At 71.2% G+C, this 20,279-nt stretch carries 13 protein-coding genes; 6 read left to right on the forward strand and 7 right to left on the reverse strand.

Annotated elements, in window-relative coordinates; genetic code table 11:
- The 6 genes from ACZ7P3_RS41795 to ACZ7P3_RS41820 all read left to right on the forward strand — a co-directional run.
- Positions 1–4,824: amino acid adenylation domain-containing protein (locus ACZ7P3_RS41795; protein WP_472089926.1), on the forward strand; the 4,824-nt coding region annotated here is incomplete at its 5' end.
- A gap of 185 nt (positions 4,825–5,009) precedes the next feature.
- Positions 5,010–5,975 (forward strand): ABC transporter ATP-binding protein, encoded by a 966-nt coding sequence (locus ACZ7P3_RS41800; RefSeq protein WP_472089927.1) that lies wholly within the window; start codon positions 5,010–5,012, stop codon positions 5,973–5,975.
- A gap of 3 nt (positions 5,976–5,978) precedes the next feature.
- The gene (locus ACZ7P3_RS41805) at positions 5,979–6,782 is read left to right on the forward strand and encodes an ABC transporter (RefSeq protein WP_472089928.1); all 804 of its coding nucleotides are present in this window, start codon (positions 5,979–5,981) and stop codon (positions 6,780–6,782) included.
- Positions 6,783–7,137: 355 nt separating this feature from the next.
- Complete coding sequence (locus ACZ7P3_RS41810) at positions 7,138–8,187, forward strand: ArsR/SmtB family transcription factor (RefSeq protein ID WP_472089929.1); 1,050 nt, start codon at positions 7,138–7,140, stop codon at positions 8,185–8,187.
- A gap of 214 nt (positions 8,188–8,401) precedes the next feature.
- A complete protein-coding gene (locus ACZ7P3_RS41815; protein ID WP_472089930.1) occupies positions 8,402–9,766 on the forward strand; it encodes a cation:proton antiporter in 1,365 nt (454 codons plus the stop codon).
- Complete coding sequence (locus ACZ7P3_RS41820; RefSeq protein WP_472089931.1) at positions 9,763–11,262, forward strand: tryptophan 7-halogenase; 1,500 nt, start codon at positions 9,763–9,765, stop codon at positions 11,260–11,262. Before ACZ7P3_RS41815 ends, ACZ7P3_RS41820 begins: the two co-directional genes overlap by 4 nt.
- A gap of 91 nt (positions 11,263–11,353) precedes the next feature.
- Here the strand turns inward: ACZ7P3_RS41820 and ACZ7P3_RS41825 are convergent, their stop codons facing one another.
- From ACZ7P3_RS41825 to ACZ7P3_RS41855, 7 genes are all read right to left on the reverse strand, one after another.
- Positions 11,354–12,460 carry a prephenate dehydrogenase gene (locus ACZ7P3_RS41825; RefSeq protein ID WP_472089932.1) on the reverse strand — a complete coding sequence of 369 codons (1,107 nt, stop codon included), beginning with the start codon at positions 12,458–12,460 and terminating at the stop codon, positions 11,354–11,356.
- Complete coding sequence (locus ACZ7P3_RS41830; protein WP_472089933.1) at positions 12,445–13,788, reverse strand: aminotransferase-like domain-containing protein; 1,344 nt, start codon at positions 13,786–13,788, stop codon at positions 12,445–12,447. Before ACZ7P3_RS41830 ends, ACZ7P3_RS41825 begins: the two co-directional genes overlap by 16 nt.
- A complete protein-coding gene (locus tag ACZ7P3_RS41835) occupies positions 13,785–15,062 on the reverse strand; it encodes an alpha-hydroxy acid oxidase (RefSeq protein ID WP_472089934.1) in 1,278 nt (425 codons plus the stop codon). The genes ACZ7P3_RS41830 and ACZ7P3_RS41835 overlap by 4 nt, the downstream gene beginning before the upstream one ends.
- Positions 15,059–16,171: a 4-hydroxyphenylpyruvate dioxygenase gene (hppD, locus tag ACZ7P3_RS41840; RefSeq protein ID WP_472089935.1), complete on the reverse strand. Its 1,113-nt coding sequence runs from the start codon at positions 16,169–16,171 to the stop codon at positions 15,059–15,061. Before hppD ends, ACZ7P3_RS41835 begins: the two co-directional genes overlap by 4 nt.
- Positions 16,172–16,235: 64 nt before the next feature.
- Positions 16,236–17,177, reverse strand: a complete 942-nt coding sequence (locus ACZ7P3_RS41845; RefSeq protein WP_472089936.1) for a TauD/TfdA family dioxygenase — start codon at positions 17,175–17,177, stop codon at positions 16,236–16,238.
- Positions 17,178–17,220: 43 nt separating this feature from the next.
- Positions 17,221–18,030 (reverse strand): alpha/beta fold hydrolase, encoded by an 810-nt coding sequence (locus ACZ7P3_RS41850; protein ID WP_472089937.1) that lies wholly within the window; start codon positions 18,028–18,030, stop codon positions 17,221–17,223.
- A 60-nt stretch (positions 18,031–18,090) separates the two neighbouring features.
- Positions 18,091–20,279: non-ribosomal peptide synthetase (locus tag ACZ7P3_RS41855; protein ID WP_472089938.1), on the reverse strand; the 2,189-nt coding region annotated here is incomplete at its 5' end.

A 20,279-nucleotide genomic window follows, 5' to 3' on the forward strand; every position in this document is an offset into this window, starting at 1 on the left:
GCCCACGCCGCAACGGCCCGCACCCCCCTCACCCCCCAGCCCCGCCCCCACCACATCCCCCTCTCCTACGCCCAGCAACGCCTCTGGTTCCTGCACCAGTACGACCCGCAGAGCGCGCTGTACAACATCCCGGTGGCGCTGAGGCTGACGGGCAGGCTGGACGTCGCGGCACTGCAGGCGGCGCTGGTGGATGTGACGGAGCGGCACGAGAGCCTGCGGACCAGGTTCGTGCAGGACGACGACGGGGCGCGGCAGGTGGTCGAACCGGCCGGCTCCGCGGCCGCCGTCGCCGTCACCGTGATCGAGGTGTCGGAGGACCGGCACGAGGCGGAGGAGCGGCTGGAGAAGGCGTTGCGGGCCGCCGCCGGGCGCCCCTTCGACCTGACCGCCGAATCGCCGTTGCACGTCACCCTGTTCCGCACGGGAGCCGACGAGCACGTACTGCTGCTGGTCATGCACCACATCGCGGGCGACGGCTGGTCGCTGGCCCCGCTGGCCCGTGACCTGTCCACCGCGTACGCGTCCCGGCGGGCGGGGGAGGCTCCGGCCTGGGCGCCGTTGCCGGTGCAGTACGCCGACTACACCCTCTGGCAGCGGGGGGTGCTCGGCTCCGAGGACGACCCCGGCTCGGCCGTGTCCCGCCAGCTCGACTACTGGAAGGGACAGCTGGCCGGCCTTCCGGCGGAGCTGGCGATACCGTCCGACCGTCCGCGTCCGGCCGTTCCGAGTCACCGGGGCGGCACGGTCGAGTTCGACGTGCCCGCCGAGCTGCGGGGCCGGATCGAGGCCCTTGCGCGCGAGCACCAGGTCAGCACCTTCATGGTGCTGCAGGCGGCCCTGGCCGTGCTGTTGCAGCGGCTCGGTGCCGGGACCGACATCCCGATCGGATCGCCGATCGCCGGGCGTACGGACGCGGCCACCGAGGACCTGGTCGGGTTCTTCGTCAACACCCTGGTCCTGCGGACGGACGTCTCGGGCGATCCCACCTTCGCCGAACTCCTCGGCCGGGTCCGGGAGACCGACCTGGCCGCCTACGCCCACCAGGACGTTCCCTTCGAACGTCTCGTGGAGGCTCTCAACCCGGAGCGGTCCGCCGCCCGCCACCCGCTCTTCCAGACGGCGTTGAGCTGGAACGACGACGAGGAACAGAGGGCGCTCTCGGCGGTCGATACGCTGCCGGGGCTCGAGGTGTCGGCCCAGGGGGCGCTTCTGGAGGCGGCCAAGTTCGACCTCCTGTTCTCCTTCGCCGACTCCTCCGAGTCCCTCAAGTCCTTCGAGTCCACCGACTCCTTCGAGTCCCCCGACTCCGCCGGCTTCTCGGACTCCGCCGGCGCGGCCGCCGCCGCGAGCGGTGGAAGCGGCTACACGGGCCGGATCGACTACAGCGCCGACCTGTTCGAGCCGGAGACGGTAAGGGTGCTCGCCGAGCGCCTGCTGCGTGTGCTGAACGCCCTGGTCGCCCACCCGGACCGGCCCGTCGGGCGGACGGACGTACTGGACGGGCAGGAACGCCGTCGCATCCTCGTGGAGTGGAACGCCACGGACGAGACGGACGCCGCGGACCTCCCCGGGCAGCCGACCCTCCCGCAGCGCTTCGAGGCACAGGCCGCCCGTACCCCCGATGCGGTCGCCGTCTCCTTCGAGGGCACCGAGCTGACCTACGCCGAGCTGAACGCCGGTGCCAACCGCCTGGCGCGTCGGCTGCTCGAACGCGGGCTGCGTCCGGAGTCACGGGTGGGCGTGCTGATGGAACGCTCCGCCGACCTGGTCGTCGTACTGCTCGCGGTGGCCAAGGCCGGAGGGGTGTACGTTCCGCTGAGCACGGCCTATCCGGACAGCCGGATGCGCTGGATCCTGACGGCCACCGGCACGGAGCTCCTGCTCACCGACCACGTCCTGCACGCCCGGGCCGGTGCGGTGGCGGGGGACGTACCGGTGGTGGACGTCCGGGCCGAGGCAGCGGCGGCGGGCGCGCCGGGTGACGACGCCGACCTCGCGCCGGAGATCCAGCCGGACCGGCTCGTGTACGTGATGTTCACGTCCGGCTCCACCGGAGAACCCAAGGGCGTGGCCGTCACGCACGCCGACGTCACCGCGCTCGCCGCGGACCGGCGCTGGCGGGACGGAGTGGCCGACCGGGTGCCCCTGCACTCGCCGCACGCCTGGGACGGCTCGACCTTCGAGCTGTGGGCACCGCTGCTGTCCGGTGGACAGGTCGTGGTGGCGCCGCCCGGCGACCTGGACATCGAGGCGCTGCGCAGGCTGATCGTGGAGCACCGGATCACCGCGCTGTTCCTGACGACCGGGCTGTTCCGGGTGCTCGCCCAGGAGCATCCGGAGAGCCTGGCGGGCGTACGGCAGGTGTGGACGGGCGGCGACCTGGCCTCGGCCGACGCGATGCGCCGGGTGCGCGAGCACTGCCCGTCCACCCGGATCGTGCACGTCTACGGCCCCACCGAGACCACGACGTTCGCCACCTGCCACGAGGTCACGGCACAGGATCTGACGCCGGCGGCGGCCGGAGTGCCGATCGGCCGTCCGATGGACGGCGTACGGCACTACGTCCTCGACGAGGTGCTGCACCCGGTCCCGGCGGGGGTGCCGGGCGAGCTGTACATCGCCGGAGCCGGTCTGGCCCGCGGGTACTGGGGCCGGCCGGGGCAGACGGGGGAGCGTTTCGTCGCCGATCCGTTCGGCGTCCCGGGCAGCCGGATGTACCGCACCGGCGACCTGGTGCGCTGGAACGCGGCGGGCCGGGTGGAGTTCCTGGGGAGGGCCGACGGGCAGGTCAAGGTCCGCGGGTTCCGTATCGAACTGGCGGAGATCGAGGCGGTGTTCGCCGCGCACCCGTCCGTGGCGCAGGTCGCCGTGGTGGTGCGGGAGGACCGGCCGGGCGACAAGCGGCTGGCGGCCTATGTGGTGCCGGCGCTCGCCGGGGCCGAGCCGGAGTTGCGCGACCACCTGGCGTCGGCGCTGCCCGACTACATGGTCCCGCAGGCGATCGTGGAGCTGCGGGCCCTGCCGCTGACCTCCGTCGGCAAGCTGGACCGGGCCGCGCTGCCGGTGCCGGACCTGGGCGCGGAGCGGGCGATGCGGGCACCGCGTACGGAACGTGAGGAGGTGCTGGCCCGGCTGTTCGCCGAGGTGCTCGGGGTGCCCGAGGTCGGCATCGACGACGGGTTCTTCGACCTGGGCGGTGACAGCATCATGTCCATTCAGCTGGTCAGCCGGGCCCGCAAGGAAGGGCTGGTCATCTCGCCCAAGGACGTCTTCGAGCGCCGGACCGTGGCCGCCCTCGCCGACGCCGTGGGGGAGGCCGCCGGGGCGGTGCCGCAGGAGGAGCCCGGCACGGGCGTCGGCGCGCTGCCGGCCACGCCGATCATGCACTGGCTGCGGGAACGCGGCGCTCCGACCGACCGGTTCAACCAGTCGACGGTGCTGCGGGTCCCGGCGGGCCTGCGCGTCGAGCCGTTGCTGACCGCGGTGCAGGCGCTGCTCGATCACCACGACGGCCTGCGCATGCGGGTGACGGAGTCCGCCGAAGCGGGTGGACCGAGCTGCGAGATCGCCGCCCCCGGGACGGTTCGCGCCGACGAGGTGGTGCGCCGGGTCGACGTGACGGACGCGGGCCCGGCGGAGCTGGAGGAGCGGTGGGCCGCCGAGGCCGACGCGGCGGTCGGGCGGCTGGCGCCGGAGCGCGGCACCATGTTCCAGGCGGTCTGGTTCGACCGGGGGCCCACCGGTGCGGGCCGGCTGCTCCTGGTGGTCAACCACCTGGTGGTGGACGGTGTGTCGTGGCGCATTCTGCTGCCGGACCTGGCCGAGGCGTACGAGGCCGCGGCCGGTGGCGGTGCGCCGCGGCTCGCGCCGGTGGGCACGTCCCTGCGGCACTGGGCGCGGCGGCTGCGGGAGGAGGCGCTGACGCCCGCCCGGCAGGCCGAGGCGGACTACTGGGTCCGGGTCGTCGACGGCACCGAGCCGGCGCTGGGATCCGGTCCGCTGGATGCCAAGCAGGACACCCACGCCACCGCGGGACGGCTGGAGTTGACGCTGCCCGAGGAGGTGACGCGCCCGCTGCTGACGACGGTGCCGTCCCTGTTCAACGCCGGGGTGAACGACGTGCTCCTCACGGCGTTCGTCCTGGCGCTCGACGAGTGGTGCGGGCCGGACGCGCGGTCGGCGTACCTGGTGGACCTGGAGGGCCACGGGCGCGTCGAGGAGGCGGTACCGGGCGCCGAACTGTCGCGCACGGTCGGCTGGTTCACCAGCATGTATCCCGTGCGGCTGACGCCCGGCCGGTACGACCGTGCCGCGGCGCGGTCGGGCGGCGCCGCGGCGGGCACGGTGCTCAAACGCATCAAGGAGCAGCTGCGGGCGGTGCCGGGTGAGGGCATCGGGTACGGCATGCTGCGCTACCTCGATGCGCGCACCGGGCGGCGCCTCGCGACGGGGCTGCGGCCCCAGCTAGGCTTCAACTACCTGGGCCGGTTCGGTGCCGCCCCGCAGCACGCCGCCTGGTCGCCCGAGCCGGGGGTGTCGGGGCCGGAGGGCGAGGCCCCCACCGCACCGCTGGCCCATGTCGTCGAGCTCAACGCCCATACGGCGGACGGCCTGGAGGGGCCCCGGCTGGTGGCGGTCTGGACGTGGGCGGGGCGGTTGCTGCCCGAGGAGGACGTCGCCCGGCTGGGCCGTGCGTGGTTCGCCGCGCTGCGGGCCCTGACCGAACACGCCCAGGCTCCGGACGCGGGCGGGCTCACCCCGTCCGACGTGGCGCTGGGGACGATCACCCAGGAGGAGATCGACGAGTTCGAGGACCTGCTGTAGCCCGGTGACGAGGAGGGGCGGGTGGCGGCCCACCGGGCCGCCACCCGCCCCTCGTCTGTGCACCGGGCTCTCCGAGGGCTCTCTGACGAAAGTCGTAGTGGCTCTCTGACGAAGGACAGAAGACCAGGTCAGGTGAGTGGCCATACGGTCTGTGACATGAACGGACATCCGAGGACGGGTTGCCAATGATCACACTGCGTGGAGTGACGAAGCAGTACGGCACGGCGGTGGCCGTGGACCATCTGGATCTGGAGATCGCTCCGGGTAAGGTGACCGGGTTCCTCGGCCCCAACGGGGCCGGCAAGTCCACCACCATGCGCATGATCATGGGGCTGGACCGCCCCACCTCGGGCGAGGCGCTGATCAACGGAAAGCCGTACGCGGCGCTGACCCACCCCCTGCGTGAGGTCGGCGCGCTGCTGGACGCGAAGGCCCTGCACCCGGGGCGCAGTGCGTACAGCCATCTGCTGGCCATGGCGCGCAGCAACGGCATCCCCCGCGCGCGGGTGGAGGAGGTGCTGGGGGTCGTCGGACTGGAGAAGGTGGCCAAGAAGCGGTCGGGCTCCTTCTCGCTGGGTATGGGCCAGCGCCTCGGCATCGCCAGCGCACTGCTGGGCGACCCGCAGATCCTGCTGTTCGACGAGCCGGTCAACGGCCTCGACCCGGACGGTGTGCGCTGGGTCCGTGAGCTGATGCGCTCCCTGGCGGAGGAGGGCCGTACGGTCTTCGTCTCCAGCCACCTGATGAGCGAGATGCAGCTGACGGCGGACCACCTGGTGGTGATCGGCCGGGGCAAGCTTCTCGCGGACGACACCATCGACCGTGTCATCGCCCGCAGTTCGCTCACCGCCGTACGGGTGCGCACGCCCGACGTGGCGGCCATGGACGCGCTGGTGCGGAGCCTGGACGAGCGCGGTCTGGAGCTCCAGCGGCACGAGGCGCACGAGGTCCTCGTCTCCGGGGTGTCCGTCGAGGCCGTCGGCGACCTGGCCTACGAGCTGGGCATCAGGCTGCACGAACTGCGCGTCGTGGAGGCCTCGCTGGAGGAGGCCTACATGGAGATGACGGCCAACAGCATCGAGTACAAGTCGCCCAAGCCCGCTGCCTCCGGAGGCGCCCGGGACCACAACCGCCAGGAAGTCGAGGCCTGAGCCATGTCGAGCACAGTCGTGAGCACCCAGGCCCGGGCGGCGCGCAAGGGGCGGGGCGGAACCGCGGGAGCGATCGGCGCGGAGTGGACCAAGCTGTGGTCCGTGCGCGCCACCTGGTGGTGCCTGGCCGGGTCCGCCGTCCTGATGGCCATCTTCGCGCCGGGCCTCGGCGTCAGCATCGCCAACAGCTACCGCAGCGACAACAAGGACGCCGACATCGCGATCGCCCACCCGATGGTGCTGGCCGTGAACATGGTGCAGTTCGCGGTGATCGCACTGGCCATGCTGGCGATCACCACCGAGTACTCCACGGGCAGCATCCGCACGACGCTGCAGTGCGTGCCGGTGCGCGGCCGGATGCTGTTCGCCAAGTCGGCCGTGGCCGCCCCGGTGATGTTCGTGGTGGGTACGGCGCTGGCGCTGATCGGCACCGTGACGACTGCGCCGCTGCTGTTCGAGTACGCCGACTCCGATCTCGGCAAGGCGGTACCGACGATCGTGTGCACGGGCGTCTACATCGCCTTGATGGGCGTGTTCTCGATCGGCATCGGCGCCGCGATCCGCAGCGCCGTGGGCACGCTGACGACCGTCTTCATGATCCTCGCGGGTCTGCCCGGCGCCCTCGCCCTGTCCAGCAGCGACTTCACCAAGAAGATCCTGGACTACCTGCCCTCCACGGCCGGCCAGCACCTGATGGACGGTGACGCCGAACCCTACGGCCGGATGGGCGCGCTGCTGGTTGTCCTGATCTGGGTGGTCGCCTCGCAGATCGCGGGGTACGTGATCCTGCGCAAGCGGGACGCCTGAGCCGATGGCGGCGGCTGAAACCATCCCCCGGCAGCCGCCGCCATCTTCCCTTCCTCCCGGCTTCAACCTCTTCCCACTCCAAAGTTGCCTGTGCAATTGCCATGAGTGGGAGAATTCGCATTCTCTGCGACCCGAAGGAAGGGATCTTTATCACGGGAATGCTCCGCCTGTCAAGTTCTTTAGCTTGCACTGAAGATCTCCCGTCGCTACCGCGGCTGAATTTGATTTGTTACTTTAGGGGTTGACGAATCGGAGATCCTGGGCGCCGGTCGCTTGGACGCGGCATTCTCGCAAGTGAAACGGGTTCGAGTGGCGGAGCTTGGGCTGCATGGTCCTGGACTGACCAGGTGGGGGAATGATGCAGCGCATATTTATAGACCGCGAAACGGCGGAAAACGTACATATAATGACGACGCTGGGGCCTGTGGCGGAGGGGATATTCTCCATCCGCCACATGGGCGTGAGGGGGGAACCGGGGTTCAAGGAGTGGCGGCAGCAGGTCGCGGGCCGGCTCAGGGCGGCGCGCCTCAGCCTCGAGATGATCGAGGCGCTGCGCAAGGCCCCTGATCTCACCTGGCTGCTGTCGCAGGACGAGAGTGCGGTGTCCGGAGAGCGTTCCTCTGTGAAGGGACTCAACCGGGAGGATATCCGCACCGCGGTGGAGCGTTATGTCGACGCCGCGATCACTCCTTACTGGCAGCAGATGCTCGCCCATTTCGGGGCTGTTCGGGAAGGGATGATGAGAAGACGCCCGGAAGGGGGTGAAAGTCTTCTCGAGGCCATACATCCACAGATTTCGTGGAATCGTCCCTACCTGGAAATACCTGGTGGGGAAGACCGAGAGATCAACCTTTCCGGGAAGGGTTTACTGCTCGCCCCTTCCCTGTTTCTCGGCTCTCGGTCCGCCGTACTGCTCTGCAATGTCGGCGGAACCAGTGAACTGCCGGTTCTCGCTTTTTCGGTCGACTCGCAGCTGACCGACAACCACACTCTGTGGACCACGCGCGCACGTGACGCGGAAGCACTGGACGCGTTGATGGGACGCACCCGGGCCCAGCTTCTCCGGCTGACTCTGGTGGGCGGCACGACCAGCGAACTGGCCCGGCGCGTCGGGACCTCCGCGGCGGCCGTCAGCCAGCACACGGGAGTCCTGCGCAACGCCGGCCTCATCCGCTCGGAGCGGGACCGGAACACCGTGACGCACCGCATCACCTCGCTGGGCCGCGCCGTGCTCAACGGAATGAGCCAGCCTCTCCCGGCGCCGACGCCCCTGCGCGAACGGCCGGCCGAGAACGCGGAACCGCTGATCCCCCGGCCCAGGCAGCCCTTCACCGCTGCGCGCCCGCGTCTGGCCGGCCAGGGCCAGGCGCCTTCCCGCACCCAGCTGGCGTGCCGCGCCTCCTGACTCCGCCGGACTGCCACGTCACCTACCGGCCCGCGTTCGCCGCACTCGGCTGACCGGACGGCCGTTCCATCTCCACCCATGCTGCCGCGCGCCGCCCTCGCGCCGCGCGCACGCACTGCCGGGGTCCTCGAGGCGACCGTGCCCGAGGACCCCATCCGGCATCCCTCCGCACGCGCCGTCCAGCCTCTTGGACCGCCCCCGTTGGAGACACCTCGTGCTCGCCTCGGCACCTGTACCTCCTTTCATCCCCTCGCATGCGCTGCTTCTGCTGCTGCTCCAGCTGGGTCTGCTGCTGCTCGTCGCGCTCGGACTCGCCCGGGTCGCGATGCGGCTCGGCCTGCCCGCCATCGTCGGCGAGCTCTGTGCCGGACTGCTGCTCGGCCCGACCGGGCTCGGCCGTGCGGCCCCCGGCTTCGCCGACTGGCTGATCCCGCGCAGCGCCGGGCAGTTCCAGCTGCTCGACGCGATCGGGCAGCTCGGGGTGCTGCTCCTCGTCGGCATCACCGGCGCCCACCTCGACCTCTCCGCGATCCGCGCCCGGCAGGCCACCGCCGTCCGGGTCAGCCTGTTCGGGCTGGTGGTCCCGCTCGGCCTCGGCGTCGCCGCCGGCTACCTGCTGCCCACGTCCCTTGCGGGCGGCGCCGATCCGGACGTCCTCGCGCTGTTCCTCGGCGTGGCCATGAGCGTGAGCGCCATTCCGGTGATCGCCAAGACGCTCATGGACATGGACCTCCTCCACCGTGACATCGGCCAACTCACCCTGGCCGCGGGCGTGATCGACGACGTCTTCGGCTGGCTCATGCTCTCGGTGCTCTCCGCCATGGCCACCACCGGCCTGCACCCGGGCACCGTCGCACGGGCCCTCGCGGACGTGGCGGTGCTCCTCGTCCTCGCCGCCCTCGTCGGCAGACCCCTGATCCGCGCCGCCTTCCGCTCCGTGGAACGCGCCAAGGCCTCGCCGCCCACCCAGGCCGTCGTCGTCACGGCCGTCCTGCTGTCCGCCGCCGGGTCCGCCGCACTCGGCCTGGAAGCCATCTTCGGCGCCTTCGTGTGCGGCATCCTCATCAGCCGCTACGGACGCCCCGAACCCGCGGCGTTCAGCGCGCTGCGCAGCGTGGTGCACGGCGTGCTCGCGCCCGTGTTCTTCGCCACCGTGGGCCTGCGCATGGACCTGTTCGCCCTGGCCGGGGGCCAGGTCCTCGGCTGGGCGCTCGCCCTCGTCGCCATCGCCGTCCTCGGAAAGTTCCTCGGGGCCTACCTCGGCGCACGCGCCAGCCGTCTCAGCGCCTGGGAGGGGCTCGCGCTCGGCGCCGGCATGAACGCCCGGGGCGTCGTCGAGGTCGTGGTGGCCATGGTCGGACTGCGGCTCGGCATCCTGACCACCCAGACGTTCACGATCATCGTGCTGATCGCGGCGGTCACCTCGATGATGGCGCCGCCGCTGCTGCGGACCGCCATGGCCCGGGTCGGTCACACCGACGCCGAGGCCCGCAGGAGACACACCCTCGAAGGGACGGCGCCGGACGCCGTCCCCGATCCCTCAGACAGTGCTTCGACACCCTCAGGAGGAAGCAGATGAGTTCACAGATCAGCGACAGAGCCGAGGAGTTCGACGTGGTCGTGGTCGGCGGCGGCCCCGGCGGCTCCACCGTGTCCACGCTCGTGGCCATGCAGGGGCACCGCGTACTGCTGCTGGAGAAGGAGCGGTTCCCCCGCTACCAGATCGGCGAGTCGCTGCTGCCGTCCACCGTGCACGGCATCTGCAAACTCCTCGGCGTCACCGAGGAGTTGGAGAAGGCGGAATTCATGCCCAAGCGGGGCGGCACCTTCCGCTGGGGCAACAACCCCGAGCCATGGACCTTCTCCTTCTCCGTCGCCGCCAGCTTCAATGGACCCACCTCGCTCGCCTACCAGGTCGAGCGCATGAAGTTCGACCAGATCCTGCTCGACAACGCCCGCACCAAGGGCGTCGTCGTCCGCGAGGAGTGCTCCGTCGGCGACGTCCTGGAGGACGACGGCCGGGTCGGCGGTGTGCGCTACACCGACGCCGACGGCGTACGCCACGAGGTCCGCAGCCGGTACGTCGTCGACGCGTCCGGCAACAAGAGCCGCATCCAGGGCCGCGTCGGCGGCGAGCGGCACTACTCCGACTTCTTCCGCAACATCGCCCTCTTCGGCTACTTCGAGGGCGGCAAGCGGCTGCCCGCCCCCAACCGGGGCAACATCCTGTGCGCCGCCTTCGACGCGGGCTGGTTCTGGTACATCCCGCTCACCGAACAGCTCACCAGCGTCGGCGCCGTACTGCGCCGGGACGCCCTCGACCGCATCAGGGGCGACCAGGAGAAGGCCCTGATGAGCCTGATCGACGAGTGCCCGCTCATCGCCGACTTCCTGGCCGACGCCAAGCGTGTGCAGAGCGGACCGTACGGCGAGATCCGGGTGCGCAAGGACTACTCGTACTGCCGGGACACCTTCTGGCGGCCCGGCATGGTGCTCGTCGGCGACGCCGCCTGCTTCATTGACCCGGTCTTCTCCTCCGGCGTCCACCTCGCCACGTACAGCGCCCTGCTGGCCGCCCGGTCGATCAACACGGTGCTCGGCGACGACGCCGACATCGACGAGGAGACCTCCTTCAAGGAGTTCGAGGCCCGCTACCGCAAGGAGTACTCGCTCTTCCACGACTTCCTGGTCGCCTTCTACGACATGCACCAGGACGCGGACTCCTACTTCTGGAACGCGAAGAAGGTCACCAACAACAGCGCCTCCGGCCTGGAGTCCTTCGTCGAACTCGTCGGCGGCGGCGCCTCGCAGGAAGGCGCCCTGATCGACGCCGGCACCTACGCCGACCGGCGCCGGCCGGCGTTCCAGGAGTTCGCCGACCTGATCGAGAACCCCGCCGGGGCCGGTGACGGCGACCGCGACCTGTTCGGCTCCGCGCTCGTGGAGTCCGTCCTGGAACAGGGCGCCAAGATCCAGATGCAGGCCGCGCTCGGCGAGGGCATCGACGACGAGTCCCTGACCGAGGCCGGCCTGGTCCCCTCCGCCGACGGACTGCACTGGGCCGAGGCGTTCTGACACCGCGAAGGGGCCGCACCACCGACTCGGTGGTGCGGCCCCTTGGCCGTGCGTGCGGCCCCGGCGCCGTGGCCCTACGCCGAGGGGTCGGTTACGTCGCCTGCCCGCCCGGCCATTCCACGAGCCGCACGGTCCAGCCCCGCCCGCGCAGCGCGTCCGCCAGCCTGCGCGCCGCGGCCGGCAGCACCGCGAGCCGTGCCCGGCCCATCAGCTGGTCCGAGGAGTGCTCCATGTCGATGTCCTCCACGTTCACCCCGGCCGACGCCGCGTCCGCGAACAGCCGCGCCAGCTCGCCCCGGCTGTCGCCCACCGACACCTCCACCGCGGTGAGATCCCCGTCCGGCACCCCGTGCTTGCCCGGAATCGACCGCCGCCCATCCACGCCCCGCTGCAGCAGCTCCGTCAACGCGGCCGTGGCCGACGCCGGTTCCGCCTCCCGGTCCACCTGCCGCAGCGCCCGGGCCGCGGCCAGGGCATCCGCGGCCAGCGCCTCCAGCACCTCGGCCACCGGCCCGGCGTTCGCCGACAGGATGTCCGTCCACAGCACCGGGCTGCCCGCCGCGATCCGGGTGACGTCCCGCAGCCCCTGCCCGGCCAGCCGCATGGCCGACTCGCTGCCCTCCAGCAGCCGGGCCGCGGTCAGGCTGGCCACCAGGTGCGGGGCGTGCGAGACCAGTGCCACGGCCCGGTCATGGGCCTCGGCATCCAGCAGCACGGGCGTGGCCCCGCACAGCGACACCAGCTCCAGAGCGCAGTTGAGGGCCAGATCACTGGTGTGCTCCGACGGCACCAGCACCCACGGCCGGCCCGCGAACAGATCACCCCGGGCCGCCAGCGGCCCCGACCGCTCGGCACCCGCCAGCGGATGCCCGCCAATCACGGCCGTCAGCTCGCAGCCCAGCGCCTCGATCTCCCGGTGCGGCAGGCTCTTCACGCTCGCCACATCGGTGTAGAAACGCGCGATCCCCCGCTTCTGGAGATCCGCGAGCACCGGAGCCACCTGCACCGGAGGCACCGCGAGGACGGCGATGTCCACCACCTGGGGAGGCTCCTCGGCCTGCCCCGCCCCCAGCGCCGCCGCCGTACCGGCCACGGTGGGATCGCTGTCGATCAGATACGTGGCGACGCCCCGCTCGCGCAACGCCAGCGCGACGGAGGTACCGATGAGACCGCTGCCCACGATCACGGCGCTGCGCATACGACACCCCTCTGCTGCCGCCCGGCGACCAGGGCGGCGAACCGCTCCAGGCCCTCATCGATCTGCTCGGCAGTGACAAGGCTGTACGACAGCCGGATCTGCCGGTCGGCCTCCGGACCGCGCCCGAAGAACCGCATCGGCGTCCACAGCACGCCGTGCTCCCGCGCGGAGACCTCGAGCAACTCCTCGTCGGCCGGGAACGGCACCGTCACCACCAGGAAGAACCCGCCGCGCGGCACGTTCCAGCTCACCCCCGAGCCGCCACCCGGCGGAAAGTGCCGGGCCAGACCGTCGAGGAGGCGGCGCAGACTGCCCGCATACAGCGCGATCTCCCGGGAGTTGGCGCCGTACAGATCGCAGCCGTGCGCCAGCAGCTTCCCGCCGATCACCGCCTGGGCGATGGGCGAGGTGTTCACCGTGAGCATGCTCTTGATCTTCGACAGCTGGTCGGCCAGCGGACCGACACGCCCGTCCCGCCCGGCGACGGGCTGGTCCGCCACCACGTACCCGATCCGCGCCCCCGGCAGGCCCGTCTTGGCGAACGACCCGAGATAGATCACCCGACGCCGGGTGTCGAGCGCCTTCAGCGTGGGCAGCCGCTCGCCGTCGGCGCTGAAGTACCCGTACGGATTGTCCTCCAGCAACAGCAGGTCCTCGCGCTCCGCCAGCTCCAGCAGGGCGCGGCGCGTCGCCAGGTCCAGGCTGACGCCCGACGGGTTGGAGAAGTCGGGCACCACGTAACAGGCACGCGGCCGCAGCCCCTCGCCCCGGGCCTCCCGCACCACACGCGTGAGATCGTCCAGGTCCACACCCCGCGGCCCGGCGTGCACGTCCAGGACCGGCATGTCCACGAGCCGGGCGGCGCCCGTGATCCCCACGTACGCGGGCGACACCGCGAGCAGGACGTCCCGCTCGTCCGCGCGCAACGCCCGCAGCGCCAGGAACATCGCCTCCTGGCAGCCGACCGTCACCACCACCGACTCCGGGTCGGCCGTGATGCCCTCGTCCACCTCCAGATGACGGGCGATCAGCTCGTGCACGATCCCCTTGGTGCGCCCGTACTGGAACAGCGTCCGACGCACCTCGGCGTCGTCATAACCCTTCTCCTGACGCAGGTACCGTTCGAACCGACGCAGGTACTCATGGACGAGGTCCGTGTCGAAGAACCCCTCGAAAGGGCGCCCCGGCGCGAACGACACGGCGTCCGGGAAGCGCAGAGCGACCTCGTTCAGAAAGTTCATCGACTCCAGCGAGTCGTCCTCGAGCGAGCCGTGCAACGCCGACGTGTCCAGCACAGCGGCGTCCAGGAGCGGTGTGTCCGCGGTCATCGGGTGGTCGTCCTCTCATGCACCTCGTGCCTGCCGTGCTGCCCCGGCTCGTGCCGCTCGTGCCTGTCGTGCTGCCCCGGCTCATGCACCTCGTGCCTGCCGTGCTGCCCCGGCTCGTGCCGCTCGTGCCTGTCGTGACGCGCCGGCACGGTGCCCGGCCCCGGTCCCCGCCGTACCCGCAGCCGCCCGGCCGCGGCCACATCGGTGCAGCCCGCGAGGCCCAGGGCGTCCCGGAATTCGGCGCCCAGCAGCTCCAGCACCCGCGCCGCGCCCGGCTCACCGCCGGCCGCGAGCCCCCACAGCAGCGGACGCCCGACCAGCACGCCGCCCGCGCCGAGCGCCAGCGCCCGCAGGACGTCGACGCCGCCGCGGACACCGCTGTCCAGCAGCACCTCGCAGCGCCCCGCCACCGCGGCACACACCGCCTCCAGCGCGTCGACGCTCGCCACGGCGCCGTCCAGCTGCCGCCCGCCATGGTTCGAGACGACCACACCGTCGGCCCCGCACTCCACGGCCCGCTCGGCATCCTCCGGGTCCAGAACGCCCTTCACCACCAGGGGCAGCCGCGTACGACGACGCAGCTCCGCCAGATCCGACCAGCTCACCGAGGGCGCGAACGCCAGGCTCGTGTGCGCGGCCAGCGCCGAACCGCCCGCCGTGGAACGGTGCGCCGCGGACGCCGTACCCACCGAGAGGTTCGCGGCCACCACGTCGTCCGGCAGGGCGAACGCATTGCGCACGTCCCGCAGCCGGCGGCCCATCCACGGCACGTCGACCGTCAGCAGCAGCGCGGCGCACCCGGCGTCCTCGGCCCTGCGCACGAGATCGAAGGTCGAGGCCCGGTCCCGCAGCCAGTACAGCTGGAACCAGGTGACCGCACCGACGGCGACGACCTGCTCCAGCGGGACGCTGCTCAGCGTGCCCACGGTGAAGGGCACCCCGGCCCGTTTCGCCGCCCGCGCCGCCGCGAGTTCGCCCTCCGGGTGCACCAGCTTCTGGTAGCCGATCGGGGCCGTGGCCACCGGCAGGGCGGCCCGCCGCCCCAGCAGGGTGGCCGAGGTGTCGCACTCCGAGACGTCCCGCAGCACCCTCGGCACCACCCGTACCCGGTCCAGGGCCGCACGGTTGGCCGCAAGCGTCGACTCGGCCCCGCTGCCGCCGGCCACGAAGTCCCGCACCGGACCGGGCAGCACCCGGGCCGCGATGCGCTCGACGTCGTCGAGACACAGGGCGTCCACCAGCGCGCCGGGGGAGGCGGGGGGCGCGGACGTCACGGCCGCCGGCCGTTCTCCCGCAGCCGCTCCAGCTCCACGGCCTCGTACAGCGCCTTGATGTTCGAGGAGCCGAACGTCTCCGCGCCGAGCCGCTCGATGATCTCGAAGAAGAGCGTGCGCCTCGGATGGGTCGAGCGGGTGAAGATCTGGAACAGCTGACCGCCGTGGTCCTCGTCGACGAGGATGTTCAGCTCCCGCAGCACGTCCAGCCCGTGCCGGCGCAACTCCACCCGCCGGCCCAGCAGTTCGTAGTACGTGCCCGGAGTGGTCAGGAACTCCACGCCCCGCCCGGCCAGCGCCCGCACCGAACCCGCCGAGTCGTCGCTGCTGAAGGCGATGTGCTGGACACCCGAGCCGTCGTGGTTCTTGATGAACTCGTCGATCTGCCCGGGATCGGCGTCCGGGTCGGGCTGGATGACGGTGAAGGTGACATCGCCGGACCGGCTCTGCACGACCTTCGACAGCATCGCCTGTGTGCCGACGACGATGCGCTCCTCGAATATCTCGGTGAAACCCAGAGCCTCGCGGTAGTACGCGATGGTGGGCTCCAACGCGCCGATGGTCACGCACACGGCGAAATGGTCGACCTCGAGAAGGCCGGGGGAGCCGGCCGCCGAGGCCGCGGACGCGCCGTCCGCCGCGGGCGTGAACCCCGGCGGAAGGCTGCCGGTGTCCTCCCCGTCGCGCTGGACCAGCGTGTGCACCACGTCGCCGAAGCCGGACACGGTCGCCGTCACCACCCCGCCGGGCCCCGGGTGCCGGGCCGGTTCCGCGATCGGGCGGGCACCGCGCGCCACGGCATGGGCGAAGGCGCCCGCCACGTCCGAGGTGCGCAGCGCGATACCGGCCACACCGTCCCCGTGGCTGTGGACATAGGCCGCTGCCGGGTGCTCGTCGCCGGTGCCCTCGGTCAGCACCAGCAGAATCCGGCCCTGGCGCAGGGCGGCACTGCGAAAGCCCAGCGCGGCGGAGCCCGCCGTACCGGCCACCGCGAAACCGTACGCGCCGATCCACTGGGCGACCGCGCGGTCGAGGTCGGACACGTACAACTCGACATGGTCGAGCCGGAGATCGTCCACGGGCGACGAGGCCGGGGAGGAGGAGGTCATGCGTGGGTGATCCTTTTCTTCCGTTGGGGAGCCGGCCGGACGGCGGCGGGCCGGGCGGGACGTCTCAGTCGGACATCGCGACGAGAATGCGGCGCGGGCCGGTGAAGGGCCGACGGCCGTGCGCCACCAGGACGTTGTCGATGAGCAGCAGGTCACCCGTGCGCCAGTCGACGTCCACGGCGGTCTCGAGTCCCTTGTCGCGCACCTCGATCACGTACTCGTCGGGAATCGGGCTGCCGTCGGCGAACCGCACCGACTGCGGCAGCTCCTCCTCCGGCAGGATCTGGGCCAGCTCCGCCGCCATGTCGTCCCCGAGCGCGGCCGGGTGCCACTGGTCGGACTGGTTGAACCACACTTCGGCCCCGGTCACCGGGTGCCGCACGGTGGACGGCCGCACCTGGGCCACGCGCAGCCCGCCGTCCCGCAGCCACTCCCACTCGGCCTCGGTGCCCTTGAGGAACGCCTCGACCTCGGACCGGTCGCCGGTCTCGAACGTGTCCTGCCAGCTCTTGCCGAGGCCCCGGCCGCCATGCAGGTTCTGCAGGTAGCGCACTCCGCCCGCATACGCCTCCCGGATCTCGGGGGCGAGCGACTCCAGCCAGGCCACCCCGTCCACGACCGGCGTCGCCCCGCCCGTCGTGGGCTCCTGGGCCGCGAAGAAGAGCAGCCGCGACGGCCAGGCATGGGCGTACGACAGCTCGTTGTGCATGGAGATCGTCAGTTCGGACGGGTACTCCGTCGACGTGTAGACATTGCTGCCGACCTTCGTCCGGGGCGAGTTGCCGTGCACATAGGCCAGCCGGTTGGGCAGCAACCGGTCCATCACCGGGTCCAGGGTGTCCGGGTCCACCTGGAATCCGCGGAACACCAGCGCCTTCTCACGGATCAGCGCCTCGCTGATCCGATCGCCGTCACTGACGTACTCCACGAGCCCGGCGGGCGAGGCCGGAACGCCCGCGCTCTCCGGAGTGATGTCGAACGGCTGCCAGTCGAGCTGTCGATGCATGGGGCCTCGATTCGTAGAAAGGTTGGAAGGAAGGCCAGGGGATTCAGGAGATCGTCCGGAAGAACTCGACGATTTCCTTGTTCACCGCGCTCGGATCCTCGAGGTATCCGAAGTGCCCGCACCCCGGAATCTCCTCGAACGTGGCCCCGGGAATGCTGTCGGCGACCTCACGCCCCAATGCGGGTGGCGTGACCAAGTCGTCCTGGAAGGCGATCACATGGCACGGGACCGAGATGTTCCGATAGGCGTCGAGCCGCCCCGGCTCCGGATCGAGCGTCATATGAACCCGCTCCCCGGGAGACGCGCCCGACGACACCTCCAGGACGTCCAGCCAGTCCCTGACGGCGACATCGTCCGAGAGGCTGCGCGGAGACAGGTTCCGCATCGCCTGCACCACGGCGTCGAACCGCCGCGGCAGTATGGTCCCCGCGTCGTACAGTTCGATCTCCGCCGCGGCCAGCGCACGACGCATGGCGTCCACCCGCCCCCGGGTCGCCATCAGCACGGCCTGCCGGACGGTCTCCGGACGCAGCAGCGCCAGCTCCTGAACGACGTACGCCCCCATGGACGTGCCCACGAACCGGCAGGGCCCCAGCGCCAGGTGCTCGACCAGAGCGGTGACGTCGTCGACGAGGTCCCGCACGGTGAACCCCTCGGCACACACGTCGGTGGGCGGAATACCGCGGTTGTCAAAAGTGACGACCCGGTACCCGGCGTCCGTCAGCGCGGGTACCTGGTGCAGATGCCAGGGCCGCCCGGAGGCCCCCGAGCCCATCACCATGACGACCGGGTCGCCGGCTCCTCCGGAGTCCTCGTAGTTCAGCCGTATTCCATTGACCGCGACGACGGGCATGGTCCCTCTCCTTGGCCTGGTATCGGTCGGGTGTGCGACGTCCGGCGCTGCTCACGCGCCCTACTCGGCCTGGAGCCGCTCGAGTTCGTCCGGGCTCAGCCCGGTCAACGAGGCGTCCGAGGCGGGTTCGGCCTCCACAGCCGCGTCCCCGGCCGGCCGCAGCGCGGCCAGCGCGGCCACCGTCCGCTGGTCGAACACGTCCCGGACCGTGAACACCGACCCGGCCTGACGCGCCTGGGCGACCAGCCGCAGGGAACGGATGCTGTCCCCGCCCAACTCGAAGAAGTCGTCGTCCACACCGACTTCGGGAACGCCGAGCACCTGCGCGAAGAGGGTGCAGAGAGTCTCTTCCTGCGGGGTGCCCGGCAGGCGACCGGGAGTACCCGTCCGGTACTCGGGCGCGGGCAGGGCCTTGCGGTCGAGCTTGCCGTTGGCGGTCAGGGGCAGTGCGTCGAGGGTGACGAACGCGGACGGGACCATGTAGGCGGGCAGGGTCCGGGCGAGGTGGGCGCGCAGGTCTGCGCCGGTGTCTGTGCCGGTGTCTGTGTCGGTATCGGTGACGGTGTAGGCGATGAGGCGGTCGTCGTGGACGATGACGGCGGCCTGCTGGACGGCGGGGTGGTTGCGCAGGGTGGTTTCGATCTCGCCGAGTTCGATGCGGTAGCCGTGGAGTTTGATCTGTTGGTCGGCGCGGCGCAGGTATTCCAGGTCGCCGTGGGAGGTCCAGCGGGCGATGTCTCCGGTGCGGTACATGCGGGACCCGGGAGCCCCGTAGGGGTTGGCGAGGAATCGTTCCGCGCTCAGGTCGGGCCGGTTGAGGTAGCCGCGGGCGATGCCGGTGCCGGCGATGTAGAGCTCGCCGGGGACTCCTGCGGGGACGGGCTGGAGGTGTGTGTCCAGGACGTAGAGCTGGGTGTTGTCGAGGGGGTGGCCGATGGTGACGGGTGCGTGGTGGTCGAGGTGGGCGGCGGTGGACCAGATGGTGGTCTCGGTGGGCCCGTAGACGTTGATCACTTCGGCGGCGGCCTGGGTGAGCACCTGGGCCAGGTCGGTGGGCAGGGCTTCACCGCCGACCAGTACGCGGACGCCGGCCAGGGCGGCGGAGACCCTCACGTTTTCCGTTGCGGCTCGCCACAGGCTGGGGGTGGCCTGCATGACGGTGATCCGCTCATCGGTGAGCAGGGTGTGCAGCCGGTCGGGGTCGTGGACGATGCCGGTGGGTGCGATGACGGCGGTGGCGCCGGTGGTGAGCGGGGTGAACAGTTCGAGTCCGGCGATGTCGAAGCCGATGGTGGTCACGGCGAGGAACCGGTCCGTGCTGTTGAGGGGGATGCGGCGGCGCATGTCCTCAAGGAGGTTGGCCAGGGCGCCACGCGGAATGACGACACCCTTGGGGCGGCCGGTGGAGCCGGAGGTGTACAGGACGTAGGCGGCCTGCGCCGCATCGACCACCTCCGGCAGCTCACCCACCGTTTCACGGTGTTCCGCGGCGGCCAGCCATGCCTGGTCGACGGTGACGACGGGCCGGGTCTCGTCCTGCATGAAGGCGAGGCGGTCGGCGGGGAAGTCCCCGTCCAGCGGCAGATACGCGCCGCCCGTCTTGAGTACGGCCAGCAGTACGGCGACCAGATCGACCGACCGCGGCAGCAGAACGGCGGCGAACCGCTCAGGTCCGACCCCGTCCTCCGCCAGCAGCCGGGCCAGCCGCTCACTACGCGCATCCAACTCGGCGTAGGACAGGACTGTTTCACCGGCGACGACGGCCTGTGCATTCGGTGTGCGAGTTGCCTGGGTGCGGAAGGCGGTTACGAGGTCCTCGGGGGCTGATGCGGTGGCGGAGTCGTTCCACTCCACCAGTACCCGCTGCTGTTCCTCGTCCTCCAGCACACCGATCGAGCCCACCGGAACCTCCGGGGTGGCTGCCACGGTCTCCAGCACCCGTACGAACCGTCGGCTGAGCAGCTCCGCCGTTTCCGGGTCGAACAGATCCGTACTGAACTCCAGCACCGCGTCGATCCCGCTTGCCTCGCCGAGTTCCGCGTAGGAGATCGAGAGGTCGTAGCGGGCCGCGCCTGTGGTGCTCGACTGGTGTTCCGCCTTCAGGTCGCCGAACTCCAGCTCCCCCGGAAGCGGGGAGAAGGTGACGTTCGGGTTGAGCATGGTTTGGAAGAGGGGGTGGCGGGCGGTGGAGCGTTCGGGGTTGAGGATCTGGACGAGGCGTTCGAAGGGGATGTCCTGGTTGCTGTAGG

Source organism: Streptomyces sp. NPDC107581 (assembly GCF_055657175.1).